This is a genomic window from Nonomuraea sp. CA-143628, from assembly GCF_050942315.1.
In the GTDB taxonomy this organism is placed as follows: domain Bacteria; phylum Actinomycetota; class Actinomycetes; order Streptosporangiales; family Streptosporangiaceae; genus Nonomuraea.
In genome coordinates, this window is record NZ_CP192072.1 from 10,423,912 (window position 1) to 10,437,964 (window position 14,053).

Sequence of the window (14,053 nt, forward strand, 5' to 3'; positions counted from 1 at the left end):
AACATGACCATCACCGTGGACCACCGGCCCGACGTGCACCCCGGCCCGCCGAAGCTCGACCGCGAGCAGTTGCTCCGCGCCGAGCGGGACACGCTCGACACCCCGCGCATGGAGTACAGCCTGCTGGCCAAGATGATGTTCAAGCCCGTCGACCTCATGTACGGCAAGCAGGGCTCGTTCACCAAGTTCGCCATGCTGGAGATCATCGCCCGCGTGCCGTACCAGGCGTGGGAGCGCATGGGCTACTGGGCCGTACACCGTCACGCGGGCCGTTCGGGCCTGGCCAGGCGGGTCTTCGAGCGCATCGTGGAGGCCCGCACCGATCAGGACAACGAGCAGTGGCACCTGCTGATCATGCAGGACCTCGTCCAGCGGCACGGTCTCAAGCAGAACTGGCTGCTGCACAAGGCGGCGCCGTGGCTGATCTCGTTCTTCTACTACCACGTGTCGTGGGTGCTGTTCCTGGTCCGGCCCGACTGGAGTTACCGGCTGAACGCGGAGTTCGAGGACCACGCGGAGCACGAGTACATGACGTTCGTGGCCGAGAACCCCGGCCTGGACTTCGTCCCCGACCCGGGCACCTACGCCGCCGAGTACGGCCGCTACCGCTCGGTGGCCGACCTGCTGCGGCAGGTCGGCCACGACGAGCGGACCCACAAACTGGACAGCCTGGAGGCCATGCGTGAGCCTCGCATCCGCTAGACCGGGGCGGACTCGGTGGTGTCGGCGGTGACGACGGGAGCGGCCGGCCGCAGCACCGCGAGGGCGAGCAGCGCGGCCGCCACGCAGAACCCGGCCCCGACCCAGGAGCCGAAGTGCATCGCGTCGGTGAAGGCGGCGCGGGCGGGCTCCACGATGCCCAGGTGGAAGGCGCCGCCGATCGACTCCCTGGCCGCCTCGGGCGCGTCGGCGGGCATCGCCGAGGTGAACACCCCGGCCAGCACGCTGCCCAGGATGGCGATGCTCATGGCCATGCCGACCTGCTGCACGGTGTCGTTCAGCGCGGAGCCGACACCCGCGTGCTCCATGGGGATGGCCCCCATCAGCGACGCGTAGGCCGCGGGCCCGGCGAGGCCGCCACCGACGCCCATGATCAGCAGCGCGGTGAGCACCGCGACGTAGCCGGTGGTCGTGGCCAGCACCACGAAACCGCCGCACATAACCACCAGTCCCGTGGAGATCAGCACCCGGTTGCTGGCCTTCTTGCCCAGTCCGGCGCCGACCACGTTGAAGACGGTCGCGGCGATGGCGTACGGCAGCAGCGCCAGACCGGCCTGCATGGGCCCATAACCGAGCACGAACTGCAGATACTGCGTGAGCATCAGCATCACGGCGCCGGCCCCGAACGACATCAGCAGGATCGAGAACGACGCCCCGCTGAAGTTGCGGTTCCTGAACAGTTCGAGCGGCAGCATCGGGTGGTCCGACCGCCGTTCCCAGATCACGAACGCGCCGAGCGCGACCACGGCGATGGCGATGCCGACCGGGTTCCACTCGCGCTCGATGATGACGTAGACGGCCGAGGTCAGGCCGATGATCGACAGCACCACGCCCACCGGGTCGATCTTCCGGCCCGCGCTGCGGGTCTCCGGCATCAGCGTCACGGCGGCGACGACCGCGACCAGCGCGATGGGGATGTTCAGCAGGAAGACCGAGCCCCACCAGTAGTGGTCGAGCAGGAAGCCGCCCAGCGTGGGGCCCGCGATCACCCCCACCATGGCGACGGCGCTCCACGCGGCCATGGCCTTGCGCCGCTCCTCCTCGTCGAAGACGGTCATCAGGATGGACAGCGTCGAGGGCATCAGCAGCGACCCGCCGATGCCCATGAGGGCCCGTGAACCGATCACCTGCCACGGCTCGGACGACAGCACCGCCAGCAGGGACGCGCCGCCGAAGAACAGCAGGCCGATGATCAGGAACCGCCGCCGCCCGAACCGGTCGGACAGACTGCCCGCGGTTAACAGCAGACCGGCGTAGGCCAGCACGTAGGCGTCAATGATCCATTGGATGTCGCCGGGGCTCGCGCCCAGATCCTTGATCAGTTTGGGGATGGCCAGGTTGAGGACGGTGTTGTCGACGACCAGGACCAGAAGTGACAGACAGAGGACGCCGAGGATCCACCAACGACGGGGATCTCGCACAGTGTTCGATTCCACTCGCACACCGTACGACAAAACTCGTACAGTGTGCGAGTGGAATTATCCTGGAGGCGTGACCAGCAAGCAGTACAACTCCGTGTGGTTCCGCGAGCAGCGCAAGCCGGCCAGCCCCGGCCGCAACCGCGCCGAAATCGTCGCGGCCGCCATACAGCTGCTCGACGACGAGGGCCTGGCCGGGCTGAGCATGCGCAAGCTCGGGGCGAAGCTCAGCGCGGGGGCGACCAGCCTCTACTGGTACGTGGCCAACAAGGACGAGCTGCTGGAGCTGGTCTATGACGAGATCTGGGGCGAGATGACGGCCCCCGACCCCGAGGAGGTGGGTTGGCGGGACGCCGCCTCGGTCATGGCTCACAGCATGCGCCAGGTGATCCTTCGGCATCGGTGGTCGGCCGACCTTCTCGGCCGCCTGCCGGCGTTGGGGCCCAACGCGCTCATGGTCGCCGACCAGACGCGCAAGACCTTCAAGCTGGCCGGGTTCACCGGGGCGGACATCGACTACGCCAACGCGGCGCTCACCGCCTTCGTGTTCGGCATGACGATCCCCGAGGTCGCCTGGGACACCGCGATGGCGGGCTACGACTACGACGGCGACGAGCTCCGCCAGACCGTCGCCAAGGCCGCGGCCGACTACCCCGACCTCTCGGAGGCGATCTACACCACCAACTACGAGGATCCGCGCGCGATGCGCGAGCTGTGCTTCGACTTCGGTCTCGTGTCGGTGCTCGACGGCCTTGAGAGGCGGCTGGCGACGTAGCAGGATCCCGAACATGAGCGATTTCCGTGCCGCACGTGACCTCCTCCTCGAAGCCGACTATCCGACGGCACGCCGCGAGTTCCGCTGGCCGGAGCTGACGGACTTCAACTGGGCGCTCGACTGGTTCGACGGCGTCCTGGCCGCCGAGACCCCCGACGCGGTCGCGCTGAAGATCGTCGGCAGGGTCACCTACACCTTCGCCGAGCTGTCCGCCCGCTCCAACCAGGTGGCCAACTGGCTGCGCGAGCAGGGCGTACGACGGGGCGACCGGATCCTGCTCATGCTGGGCAACCAGGCCGAGCTGTGGGAGTCGCTGCTGGCGGCCATGAAGCTGGGCGCGGTGATCATCCCGGCCACGACCCTGCTGACCGCCAAGGACATCGTCGAGCGCGTCGAACGCGGCGGCGTCTCGCACGTGATCGCGAACGCCTCCGACGCGGGCAAGTTCGGCGACGGCGGCTACACCAGGATCGCGGTCGGCGACGCCTACGGCTGGCTGCCCTACGCCGAGACCCGCGAGGCGGCCGCGGACTTCTCCCCCGACGGGCCGACCCGGGCCGGCGACACCCTGCTGCTCTACTTCACCTCGGGCACGACCTCACAGCCCAAGCTGGTCGAGCACACGCACGCCTCCTATCCGGCGGGCCACCTGTCGACCATGTTCTGGATCGGGCTCCAGCCCGGCGACGTGCATCTCAACGTGTCCTCGCCCGGCTGGGCCAAGCACGCGTGGAGCAACGTGTTCGCGCCGTGGAACGCGGGCGCCACCGTGCTGATCCACGACTACCAGCGCTTCTCCGCCGTCGCCCTGCTGGAGGTGCTGCGCGACGAGCGGGTCACCACGTTCTGCGCGCCGCCGACCGTGTGGCGGATGCTCATCCAGGAGGACCTGGCGGCGTGGCGGCTGCCACTGCGTACGGCCGTCGCGGCGGGCGAGCCGCTCAACCCGGAGATCATCGACCAGGTCGCCAAGGCGTGGGGGCTGACGATCAGGGACGGCTACGGCCAGACCGAGACCACCGCCCAGGTGGGCAACGTGCCCGGCGAACCGGTCAAGCCGGGGTCGATGGGCCGGCCGCTGCCCGGCTACGACGTCGTGCTGCTCGACCCGATCACCGGCGAGGTGGGGGACGACGGCGAGATCTGCCTGCCGCTGACCGACCGCCCCCTCGGCCTCATGTCCGGATATGTCGGTGGATCTAGTGAGGCGATGCGGGGCGGCTACTACCACACAGGCGACGTCGCGACCCGTGACGGCGACGGCTACATCACCTACGTCGGCAGGACCGACGACGTCTTCAAAGCCTCCGACTACCGCATCTCGCCCTTCGAGCTGGAGAGCGTCCTTCTGGAGCACGAGGCCGTCGCGGAGGCGGCCGTGGTGCCCGCGCCCGATCCGGTGCGGCTGGCCGTACCCAAGGCTTATGTGACTTTGGCGCCCGGATTCGAGGCGGACGAGGCGACGGCCCGCTCCATCTTCCAGCACTCGCGGCGCGAACTGGCGCCGTACAAGCGCGTGCGCAGGCTGGAGTTCGGTGAGCTGCCCAAGACCATCTCCGGCAAGATCCGGCGAGTGGAGTTGCGGGAGCGGGAGGCCGCCCAGGAGTTCAGAGAGGACGAACTGGGCTCGTGACCGGCATTCTGTAAATGGGTACCTATCCGATCTTACAGGCTGATCGGCTAGGCTCGGGCGCGTGCTGCCCACCATCGCCGACGTCCTCGCCCTGGACACCGTCCGCCGCGGTAGCCCGCGCGTGGTCGCGGGCGGCGACCGGCTGGACACCAAGGTGCGGTGGGTGCACGTCGGCGAGATCGCCGACATCGCCCACCTGCTCCGCGGCGGGGAGCTGGTGCTCACCACGGGAGTGGCGCTGCCCGAGGACCCGGAGAAGCTCGCCGACTACATCGGTGAGCTGTCCGCCGTCGGCGCCTCCGGGCTGATCGTCGAGCTGGGCCGCCGGTTCGTCCGCGAGCTGCCCCGCGCGGTGGTCAAGACGGCGGAGGAGCACGGGCTGCCGCTGATCGTGCTGACCCGCGAGACGCCGTTCGTGCAGATCACCGAGTCCGTGCACGAGCGGATCATCGACATCCAGCTGGAGGAGCTGCGCGCCTCCGAGCAACTGCACGAGGTCTTCACCGAACTGTCGGTGGAGGGCGCCTCGCCCGCCGAGGTGCTCGTCCAGGTGGCCCGGCTGTCCAGCCGCCCGGTCCTGCTGGAGAACCTCGCCCACCAGGTGCTGGCCTGCGAGTCCGCGGGCCGCGACGCCGGCGCGCTGCTGGCCGGCTGGGAGAGCAGGTCACGCGCGGTCGCACCGGCCGAGCGGACTGCCTACGACGCCGCCTCCGGCTGGCTGGTCACCACGGTCGGCGCGCGCGGGCAGGACTGGGGCCGGCTGATCCTGCTCTGCGAGAGCCCGCCGTCGCCCCGCGACCTGGTGCTCGCCGAGCGCGCCGCCACCACGCTCGCCCTGGGCCGCCTGCTCGAACGCCACCAGGAGTCCCTCGAACGCCAGGCGCACGGCACGATCATCACCGGCATCCTCACCCACGCCTACGCCGATCCGGACGAGGCCGCCGCCCGCGCCCGCGCCGTGGGCGTACCACTCACCGGGCGCAAACTGGTCAGCGTCGTCATCCGGCCGACCGAGCCCGTCGAGCAGGCGCTCGACGGGCAGGCGCAGCTCGGCGAGCTGGCCGAGGCCACCGCCGCCGCCTGCCGCGACGCCCGGCTGCCCGCCCTCGTGGGCGCGCTCGACCAGGACCGCGTCGGCGTCCTGCTCCCCCTGCCCCCGCGCTCGGGCGCCGAGCCCGCGCTGACGGCACTCGCCGATCGGCTGCGCGTGCTGTGGAAGCCCGGCGCCGCGTTCGTCCTGGCCTCGGGCTCGGTGGTGGAGTCGATCAGGGACGTACGCCGCAGCTTCCTCGAAGCCGAGCAGGTGGCCGACGTGGCCGTCCGGCAGCCCGACGGCCGGGCCTTCTACCGGCTGCCCGACCTGCGCCTGCGCGGACTGCTCCACCTGCTGCGCGACGACGCCAGGCTGCAGACGTTCGCCGAACGGGAGCTCGGACCGCTGCTGGCGCACGACGCGCAGCGGGGCGGAGACCTGGCCCGCATCCTGCGCATCTACCTGGACGCGGGGCGCAACAAGGCGGTGGCCGCCCAGAAGGCCCACCTGTCCAGGCCCGCCTTCTACGACCGGCTGCGCCGGCTCGAACGCATCCTCGACACCGACCTGGACGACGTCGAATCGTGCCTGTCCCTGCACGTGGCGCTGCTGGCGCTGGAGTCGTTCCGCCGGGACAGCAGATAACATTTCGGCTTACCGTCGCGATGTGCCTTTATTCGTAAACCCCCTGGAAGCCGCGGCGCACCGCCTGTCGATCCTGCCTCCCATGCTCGACTACTTCGGCGTCATGGGCCTGCACGCGCTGATCGCGGGGATGCGGCTCGGCCTCTTCGACGCCCTGCGCGGCGGCCCCGCGACTGCCGCCGACCTCGCGCGATCACTCGGCCTGGACCCGCACGCGACGGACGTGCTGCTGCGCGGGCTGACCGGGCTCGGCTACCTGCGCGCCAGACGCGGCCGCTACCGGCTGACCCGCACGGCGCGGGTCTGGCTCACCGCCGACTCCCCCGCCTGCCTGGCCGAGGGCCTGTACTTCTGGGAGCGCACCGCCTGCGTGATCTGGCCCCAGCTCGAACGGACTGTACGTGACGGATCGCCCATCACCTCGCTGTACGCGCTGACGGAGAGCGAGCCCGAACTGTCGCGCTCGTTCCAGGCGTGGACCGCCGCCGTGGCCGGCCGCCAGGCTCCCGCCATCGCGGCCGCCATCCCGGTCCCCGCGGGCGCCACGCGGATGCTGGACGTGGGCGGCGGCCATGCCCTTTACAGCGTAGAGCTGCTGCGACGGCACCCGGGACTGCGGGGCACCGTGATCGACCTGCCCGAGGCCCTCGCCTCGGCGGCGGCCCACCCCCGGCTGACGCTGCGGGCCGGCTCGTTCCTCGACGAGGACCTGGGCGGCGGGTACGACGTGATCCTGCTGTTCAACGTCATGCACAGTCTGGACGACCAGGAGGTGGGCACCCTGCTGGGGCGACTGGCCAAGGCGCTCAACCCCGGCGGCACGATCGCGATCGGCGACCAGTTCGGCGACAGCCTCATGCCGGGCCGGGCCAGCCGCACCCTGCTCCACCTGCTCCACCTCAACTACCTGGTGGCGGGCGGCGGCCGGATACGTGACTTCAAGGAAGTGGCCGGCCTGCTCAGGGAGGCCGGCTTCACCAGACCGCGGCACCGCCGCCCCCTGAGATCCCCGGCCACCGAACTGGCCATCGCCAAAGGCTCGCGCTTCGTACCTGCCCGCTAGAAGCCAGCCGCCCTTCCCCGTTAGAAGCCCATCGCCGCTCGTACCTCCCCGAGGGTGACGATCGCCCGCTCACGTGCGCGCCCGTTACCGTCCGTCAGCACCTGCCTGGCATCGGCCGCCGAGTACTCAAGGCGGCGCTTCCTCATCGGGCGCAGGAACTCGTTGACCGCCTCCGTGACCAGCCGTTTCAGCGCGGCGCCCCCGCCGTTCCCGATCTCCTCGGCGATGGACTCGGGCGAGCGGCCGAGGCAGAGGCCGGCCAGGGTGAGCAGGTTCGCCACCTCCGGCCGGTTCGCCTCGTCGAAGGTGATGAGCCGCTCGGAGTCGGTACGGGCCGCGCGGATCAGGGCCGCCGTCTCGTCCTCGGTGGCGGACAGGGCTATCGCGTTGCCCCGGCTCTTGCTCATCTTGCCGCCGTCGAGGCCCTTGAGCAGCGGCCGCGCACCCATCATCGCCTCCGGCACCGGGAAGACGGGCCCGTAGCGCTCGTTGAAGCGCCGCGCCACCAGCCGTGTCACCTCCACGTGGGGCAACTGGTCCTTGCCGACCGGCACCAGCGTGCCCTTGCAGAACAGGATGTCGGCCGCCTGATGCACCGGATAGGTGAACATCAGGCCGTTGACCGCCTGCTGCGTACTGTGCGCGATCTCGTCCTTGACGGTGGGATTGCGGCTCAGCTCGGCCACGGACACCAGGCTGAGGAAGGGCAGCAGCAGCTGGTTCAGCTCAGGGATCGCGCTGTGCTGGAAGATCGTCACCTTGGCGGGGTCGAGCCCGATGGCCAGGTAGTCGAGGACCAAGCTGGTGATGTTCTGCTGGATCGCGCCGGGAAGATCTCGATCGGTGATCACCTGATAGTCGGCGACCAGCACGTACATCGGGTGGACGTCCTGCAGGGCGACGCGGTTGGCCAGCGTGCCGAAGTAGTGGCCCAGGTGAAGCGGCCCTGTCGGGCGGTCTCCGGTGAGCACGACGTGGTCCATCGTGGGTTCCTTTCTTCAGGTCATGCCGCCCTGAAGAAGAACCCACGCACCGGGCCCGTCCTGAGGACGGCCCGAGCATGCGGAGATCAGCGGCCGTCTGTCGGCCGCCACCACATGCTGATGCGTGTCATGCGCTCCATTGTAGTTGCAGGGGTAGGCGCAAGCCGCACAGAACCCAGAAGCTGTGCGGCTTGCGCCGGCTCGTAGTCACTCGTGAGGATCGCGCGTCACGTCGGGACGGGTCCGGTCGTCGGGATACATCACCCATCCGCGCGGACGGGTGATGAACGCGCCCAGGATGAACCCCAGAACCACGCTCGCGATGATCACAAGGAGGATGCTCAGCCCCATCACGGCTGCCTCTCGGACTGGTACGCCGCTCGGTCGCGGCCTACCGCACGGTAACGCCGCGCCCACCGTGCGCGCAGGAAAATCCCCCGAGGGATGTCAATCTTGTAACCTCTCAGACCGTTTAGCGTGTTTCCCCGCCTCCGCCACCATGATCTCGCCAGGATGGGTCGGTTCCTTTGCCCGCCCTCTGGAGTTTTCATGTCTCGACGCACCCTCGCCGTCGGCTTCTCGCTAGCCACGGTCCTCACGGCGACGGCTGTCCCCAGCGCAGCCGCCGAGCAGGTTTCGGTCTCGTTCCCCTCGGCCAAGTTCCCGCTGGGCGTACCGGCCGTACCGGACAAGACGATGACCAGTGTGGCGCCGGGCATCGACCTTTGGAACGTGAAGGCGGGCAAGGCGACCGACGGCTTCACCGTCACGGTCCTGATGCCGAGCGGCCGCGACTACGGCATGCAGCAGACGGCCGAGGCCAAGGTCGCCGAGGTCGAGGCCACGGGCGAGACGGCCAGCCTGCAGAAGGTCGTCCGGCCGAAGGTCGCCGACGCCGACGCCCAGACCGTCTACATGGTGCGGGTCGGCCTCTGGAAGTTCGAGGAGAAGGACAAGGCCGCCGAGACGGCCAAGAAGCTCAAGGACGCCGGTCTGAAGGTCAGGGTCGACTACGTCGGCGACGACGGCATGAAGACCACCGGCCCCTGGGACGTCAAGGTGGTCATGATCGACGCCAGGAAGTTCCGCGGCTCGTACACCTCCACGCTCGGCACCAGCGTCGCCGCCCGCGAGACCGTCTCCTCGATGGCCAAGGCCGGCAAGGCGCTCGCGGCCGTGAACGGCGGCTTCTTCAACATCCACACCGCCAAGAACCTGCGCGGTGAGCCGGTCGGCATCTCGGTGGTCGGCGGCAGGCTCCTCAGCGAGGCCGTACCTGGCCGCTCGGCCGTCGTACTCAAGGGCCGTACGGCCCGCATCACCGAGCTCAAGTCGACCGTGACCGCGATCGCGCAGGACGGCCAGAAGCTGGTGGTCAACGGCGTCAACCGCGCCGCGGCGGCGGACGAGCTGATCCTCTACACCGCGGAGTACGGCGCCAAGACGCCTGCGGACAACGGCGCCGACGCCGTGCTCGACGCCAACGACAAGGTCGTGGCACTGCGCGCGCCGGGCGCCGAGGTGCCGGCCGGCTCCCGGGTCCTGCACGGCTCCGCCGGAATCGCCGCCGAATGGCTGAACGCGCACGCGGCGGAAGGCGGAACCGTCAAGATCGACACCAAGGTCGTGGACGTACGGGCGGGCAAGGCACTCAAGCTGACCCCCGACCTCAGCGTGATCGGCGGCAACGTCGGCCTGGTCAGGAACGGGCAGGTCAAGATCACTGCCAAGCGCGACGGCCACGACTCCGTGAACATGATCCTCCGCCGCCACCCTCGCACACTGCTTGGCACCACCCGCAACGGCAGCCTGATCCTGGCGACCATCGACGGCCGGCAGCCTGGCGTGTCGGTGGGGGCCAACTTCATCGAGGCGGCCCAGTTCATGCGCTGGCTGGGCGCCAAGCAGGCGGTCAACCTGGATGGTGGCGGCTCCACCGCGATGGTGGTGGGCGACAAGCTGGTCAACCGCCCGTCCGACGGGGTGGAGCGCGGCGTCGGCGACGCCCTACTGGTCCTGCCGAAGTAACCACCCACCCGCCCCCGGAAAGGGATATCCCGCCCAGGGACCCCAACCACCACGGACCGCCCCCTTCCGCTCCCCGGAAGGGGGAAACTCACCCAGGGACCCCAACCACAACGGACCGTCTCTTCCATTCCCCCGGAAGGGGGTACTCCTCCAAGCGACCCCAGCCACCACGAACGGCCACAGGGCTCCAGACGGTCGCGTGACGGACCACCCTAAAAACCAGTGGTCCGCACCAGCCAGGCAATCGCGCCCCGGCCAGGTGAGCGCAGGCTAACCCGCACCCACCCAGATCACCGGCAAAGCCAGGCACCAGCCCTTCAGCGTCCTGCGCCCCATCAACCCGCCGCGCGCTCCACCAGCGGCCGCCGACGCCGAGCGGGGTCCGACAGCGTCGGCGGGGTCCAGGCGCCGTCCGGGTGGTAGACGTTGGTCCCCGGCGGCACAATCTCGTCGATCCGGTCAAGAACCGCGTCGTCGAGCGTGAGCGAGGCCCCCTTCAGCAACGACTCCAACTGCTCCATGGTCCTCGGCCCAGTGATCACCGACGTGACCCCCGGATGCGCCGCACAGAAGGCCACGGCAAGCTCGGGCAGCGAGCACCCGAGGCCGTCCGCGACCTCGGTGAGCTTCTCCACCGCGTCGAACTTGGCCACGTTCCCAGGGATCGAGGGGTCGAACCGGGCCGGCGTGAGCGAGGCACGGCCGGTGGTGAGATCGACGTCCTGCCCCTTCCTGTACTTGCCGCTCAGGAAGCCGGCCGCGAGCGGGCTCCAGGTCAGCACACCCATCCCGAGGCGTTGGCAGACCGGCAGCACCGAGGCTTCGATCCCCCGGGCGAGCAGTGAATAGGGCGGCTGCTCGGTCCTGAACCTCTGGAGTCCCCGGCGCTCGGCGACGTGATACGCCTCGACGATCTCGTCGGCCGGAAAGGTCGAGCAGCCGAAGGCGCGGATCTTCCCCGCGCGCACCAGGTCGGTCAGCGCGGAGAGCGTCTCTTCGATGTCGGTCGTGTGGTCGGGTCGATGCACCTGGTAGAGGTCGATCCAGTCGGTCCGCAGGCGCCGCAGGCTCTCCTCGACCTCCTTGACGATCCAGCGCCGCGAATTGCCGCTCCGGTTGCGGCCCTCCCCCATGGGAAAGTGCACCTTGGTGGCGAGCACGACGTCGTCGCGGCGTCCCTCAAGCGCCTTGCCGACGATCTCCTCGGACTCACCCGCGGAGTACATGTCCGCGGTGTCGATGAAGTTGATCCCCCGATCGAGCGCGGCATGAATGATGCGGACACAGTCATCGTGGTCCTTGTTGCCGACAGCCCCGAACATCATCGCGCCGAGACAGTGGACGCTTACTTCTATGCCGGTGCCGCCGAGAGTGCGGTAACGCATGGTCATGCGCGGCATCCTAGGATCTGGAGTCGACTCTAGATCAAGCCCTAACCTGTACGACATGCCGGATATTTTGACCATTGGGCAGGTCGCGGAACGGACCGGGTTGAGCGTTCACACGCTGCGCTTCTACGAGCGCGAGGGCATCCTGCACAGTCCGGTGCGCCGCGGGGCCAGCGGGCACCGCGTCTACAGCGAGCAGGACATCGAGTGGCTGACCTTGTGCATGGTCCTGCGCGCCTCCGACATGCCGCTGGCGGCGATCCGCCACTACACCGAGCTCGTCAGAGAGGGTGCGGGGAACGAGGGGGAACGGCTCGCCCTGCTGAGACGGCACCGCGAGTATCTGATCACCCAGATGGCGAACCTCAGCGAGTGCATGGACCTGATCAACTACAAGGTCGGGGTGTACGAGGACCTCATCGACGAAGGCGCGCCCGACCACTCGTGCAACCCGGCACCTCTCCCTGCGGACGAAGAGCCAGGGTAGCGTGCGCTCCGGCGGCCCTCCCGGCGGACGAAGAGCCAGGCTAGGACACTATTGGGGAATCTCGGCGCCCGACGGCATGCCGTCCGCGACATAGGCGTCGTAGTGCTCACGCCACGACTCGGCGCTCCCGCTGTGCGGCCCGTCGGCCGGCTGCCCGGCCACGACCTTGTCCAGCTCGGCCAGGCAGACCGCCCATCCTGCCGCGTTGCGCGCCGCCGCGTCCCGCGACTGGATCACGTTGACCAGCGTGAACGTACACCCACCAGCTCCGTCGGGCGCCAACTCCAGCCGCAGCTCGTCACCACCCCAGGTGAAGGCGAAGCGCCGCGGCGGATCCCAGACCAGGATGGTGCCGGTGATGCTGTCCATATGCGGGTCGCCGGAGAACTCGATCTTCCCGCCTTCCCGCGCGTCCATCGTCACGTTCTGCGGGAACCAGTGAGTCAGCTCGCCCGGCTCGGTCACCGCCCGCCACACCCGCTCAATGGGGTGGGGGTACGTGCGCTGGAAGCGTACGGCCGGCCGGCCGTCGATCTCGACGTATGTTCCGCGGTCCATCATGACTCCTTGCCTATGTCTGCGTCTGTGCCCAGCTCATCGAGGTGGCGGCCGAGGGTGTCGAGCCGGTCGTTCCAGAGCCGCCTGTACGGGGCCAGCCACTGATCGAGCTCGGCGATCGGCTCCAGATCGATCGCGTAGATGCGACGCTGCGCGTCCTTGCGCACCCGGACCAGCCCCGCCGCCCGGAGTACCCGGAGATGCTTGGACGCCGTCGGCTGGGTGACACCGAGCTCGTCGACCAGCTCCGTGACCGACCGATCACGCTCACGCAGCAGATCGAGCACCGCTCGCCGATGGGGATCCACGAGAGCCGCCCAGATCACATCGCTCATACCAGCCAACATACCTCATGGCGTATGTACGCATCAAGGCATGTAGCACTAAGGCAGGCCGGGGAGGCTCTCCCTACCCACATCCAGAAACCGAGCAACCAGCGGATTCGCATCGTCCCGCCGCCAGCACATGGCCACCGTGGTGCGCGCGCCGTCCGGCTCGATCCGGCGATAGGCCACCCCCTTGAGCCTGATCCGCCGCACGCTCGCCGGGGCAAGGGACACCCCGAGCCCCGCCTCGACCAGCGCGGAGACCGTCGCCCACTCCACCGCGTACTGACCGATGCGCGGCTCGAACCCCACCGACCGGCACAGACCCACGATCCGATCGTGAACCGTCGGCCCCGCCTCCCGGTTCAGCAGCACGAACGGCTCCTCCGCCAGCGCCGCGACAGGAACCACCCGCCGATCGGCAAGAACATGACCAGTCGGCAGAACCACCACGAACTCCTCCGAGAGCACAACCTCGGCGGCCAGCCCCGGATCGTCAGGCGGCTCCCGCAGGAGCCCGACGTCGATCGAACGCTCAAGGAGCGCGGCCACCTGCGGCGCCGTCGTCATCTCCCTGATCTCCATCTCGACCCCGGGATAGCGATCCCGGTAGGCCCGCAGCATCCCCGGCAGGATCGTCAACGCCAGCGACGCCGCGAACCCGACCCGAATGCGCCCGGCCTCTCCCCCACCGACGCGCCGCGCCGCCTCCAGCCCGTCCGCGATCTCGCCGAGCGCACGCCGAGCCGCAGGCAGCAGTTCGTGCCCCGCCGGCGTCAGAACGACCCCACCGGCCCTTCGCTCGAACAGCGGATGCCCCACCCTCTCCTCCAGCCGCCTGATCTGCTGACTCAAGGGCGGCTGCGCGACACCCAGCCGTACGGCGGCCCGCCCGAAGTGCAGTTCCTCGGCCAGAACGGCGAACGCGTAGAGCTGATGCAGCGCGAGTTGAGGGCGTTCCATACGTGCAGAGATATCACATCATCCAGTGAAGCG

The 14,053-nt window shown here is 69.2% G+C and carries 14 protein-coding genes; 7 read left to right on the forward strand and 7 right to left on the reverse strand.

Annotated features, from left to right (window positions below):
• Window positions 1-3: 3 nt before the first annotated feature.
• A complete protein-coding gene (locus tag ACQP2T_RS47250) occupies window positions 4-702 on the forward strand; it encodes an alternative oxidase (RefSeq protein WP_433511368.1) in 699 nt (232 codons plus the stop codon).
• Here ACQP2T_RS47250 and ACQP2T_RS47255 read toward each other — a convergent pair.
• On the reverse strand, window positions 699-2,156 hold the full coding sequence (locus tag ACQP2T_RS47255; RefSeq protein WP_433511369.1) for an MFS transporter: 1,458 nt from the start codon (window positions 2,154-2,156) through the stop codon (window positions 699-701). The two genes, ACQP2T_RS47250 and ACQP2T_RS47255, sit on opposite strands and share 4 nt — an antisense overlap.
• 55 nt (window positions 2,157-2,211) lie before the next feature.
• Here ACQP2T_RS47255 and ACQP2T_RS47260 point away from each other — a divergent pair, with 55 nt between their 5' ends.
• The 4 genes from ACQP2T_RS47260 (at window position 2,212) to ACQP2T_RS47275 (ending at window position 7,287) form a co-directional block, all read left to right on the forward strand.
• A complete protein-coding gene (locus tag ACQP2T_RS47260) occupies window positions 2,212-2,913 on the forward strand; it encodes a TetR/AcrR family transcriptional regulator (protein ID WP_433511370.1) in 702 nt (233 codons plus the stop codon).
• Between the two features lie 13 nt (window positions 2,914-2,926).
• Window positions 2,927-4,546, forward strand: coding sequence for an AMP-binding protein (locus tag ACQP2T_RS47265; RefSeq protein ID WP_433511371.1), 1,620 nt, complete (start codon window positions 2,927-2,929; stop codon window positions 4,544-4,546).
• Between the two features lie 61 nt (window positions 4,547-4,607).
• Window positions 4,608-6,224 carry a PucR family transcriptional regulator gene (locus ACQP2T_RS47270; RefSeq protein WP_433511372.1) on the forward strand — a complete coding sequence of 539 codons (1,617 nt, stop codon included), beginning with the start codon at window positions 4,608-4,610 and terminating at the stop codon, window positions 6,222-6,224.
• Window positions 6,225-6,246: 22 nt separating this feature from the next.
• Window positions 6,247-7,287, forward strand: coding sequence for a methyltransferase (locus ACQP2T_RS47275; protein WP_433511373.1), 1,041 nt, complete (start codon window positions 6,247-6,249; stop codon window positions 7,285-7,287).
• Between the two features lie 20 nt (window positions 7,288-7,307).
• On the opposite strand, the gene trpS is transcribed toward ACQP2T_RS47275, so the two are convergent.
• Together trpS and ACQP2T_RS47285 are read right to left on the reverse strand one after the other, a co-directional pair.
• Entirely contained in the window at window positions 7,308-8,270 is a 963-nt protein-coding gene (gene trpS, locus ACQP2T_RS47280; RefSeq protein WP_433511374.1) for a tryptophan--tRNA ligase, read from the reverse strand.
• A 207-nt stretch (window positions 8,271-8,477) separates the two neighbouring features.
• Entirely contained in the window at window positions 8,478-8,600 is a 123-nt protein-coding gene (locus tag ACQP2T_RS47285; protein ID WP_433511375.1) for a hypothetical protein, read from the reverse strand.
• Between the two features lie 219 nt (window positions 8,601-8,819).
• On the opposite strand from ACQP2T_RS47285, the gene ACQP2T_RS47290 reads away from it, so the two are divergent.
• On the forward strand, window positions 8,820-10,298 hold the full coding sequence (locus tag ACQP2T_RS47290) for a phosphodiester glycosidase family protein (RefSeq protein WP_433511376.1): 1,479 nt from the start codon (window positions 8,820-8,822) through the stop codon (window positions 10,296-10,298).
• 335 nt (window positions 10,299-10,633) lie between these two features.
• Here the strand turns inward: ACQP2T_RS47290 and ACQP2T_RS47295 are convergent, their stop codons facing one another.
• On the reverse strand, window positions 10,634-11,689 hold the full coding sequence (locus ACQP2T_RS47295; RefSeq protein WP_433511377.1) for an aldo/keto reductase: 1,056 nt from the start codon (window positions 11,687-11,689) through the stop codon (window positions 10,634-10,636).
• A gap of 55 nt (window positions 11,690-11,744) precedes the next feature.
• Between ACQP2T_RS47295 and ACQP2T_RS47300 the strand changes: the two genes are divergently transcribed.
• Window positions 11,745-12,173 carry a MerR family transcriptional regulator gene (locus ACQP2T_RS47300; RefSeq protein ID WP_433511378.1) on the forward strand — a complete coding sequence of 143 codons (429 nt, stop codon included), beginning with the start codon at window positions 11,745-11,747 and terminating at the stop codon, window positions 12,171-12,173.
• Between the two features lie 48 nt (window positions 12,174-12,221).
• Here the strand turns inward: ACQP2T_RS47300 and ACQP2T_RS47305 are convergent, their stop codons facing one another.
• The 3 genes from ACQP2T_RS47305 to ACQP2T_RS47315 are packed head-to-tail and all read right to left on the reverse strand — an operon-like array spanning window position 12,222 to window position 14,020.
• Window positions 12,222-12,734, reverse strand: coding sequence for an SRPBCC family protein (locus tag ACQP2T_RS47305; RefSeq protein ID WP_433511379.1), 513 nt, complete (start codon window positions 12,732-12,734; stop codon window positions 12,222-12,224).
• On the reverse strand, window positions 12,731-13,066 hold the full coding sequence (locus ACQP2T_RS47310) for an ArsR/SmtB family transcription factor (protein ID WP_433511380.1): 336 nt from the start codon (window positions 13,064-13,066) through the stop codon (window positions 12,731-12,733). The genes ACQP2T_RS47305 and ACQP2T_RS47310 overlap by 4 nt, the downstream gene beginning before the upstream one ends.
• A gap of 48 nt (window positions 13,067-13,114) precedes the next feature.
• Window positions 13,115-14,020, reverse strand: coding sequence for a LysR family transcriptional regulator (locus ACQP2T_RS47315; protein ID WP_433511381.1), 906 nt, complete (start codon window positions 14,018-14,020; stop codon window positions 13,115-13,117).
• Window positions 14,021-14,053: the final 33 nt, after the last annotated feature.

Coding starts and splice junctions, on each gene's coding strand:
- ACQP2T_RS47250 (WP_433511368.1), top strand. CDS start 4: ATGACCATCACCGTGGACCACCGGCCCGACGTGCACCCCGGCCCGCCG.
- ACQP2T_RS47300 (WP_433511378.1), top strand. CDS start 11,745: ATGCCGGATATTTTGACCATTGGGCAGGTCGCGGAACGGACCGGGTTG.
- ACQP2T_RS47305 (WP_433511379.1), bottom strand. CDS start 12,734: ATGATGGACCGCGGAACATACGTCGAGATCGACGGCCGGCCGGCCGTA.
- ACQP2T_RS47295 (WP_433511377.1), bottom strand. CDS start 11,689: ATGACCATGCGTTACCGCACTCTCGGCGGCACCGGCATAGAAGTAAGC.
- ACQP2T_RS47315 (WP_433511381.1), bottom strand. CDS start 14,020: ATGGAACGCCCTCAACTCGCGCTGCATCAGCTCTACGCGTTCGCCGTT.
- ACQP2T_RS47265 (WP_433511371.1), top strand. CDS start 2,927: ATGAGCGATTTCCGTGCCGCACGTGACCTCCTCCTCGAAGCCGACTAT.
- ACQP2T_RS47310 (WP_433511380.1), bottom strand. CDS start 13,066: ATGAGCGATGTGATCTGGGCGGCTCTCGTGGATCCCCATCGGCGAGCG.
- ACQP2T_RS47290 (WP_433511376.1), top strand. CDS start 8,820: ATGTCTCGACGCACCCTCGCCGTCGGCTTCTCGCTAGCCACGGTCCTC.
- trpS (WP_433511374.1), bottom strand. CDS start 8,270: ATGGACCACGTCGTGCTCACCGGAGACCGCCCGACAGGGCCGCTTCAC.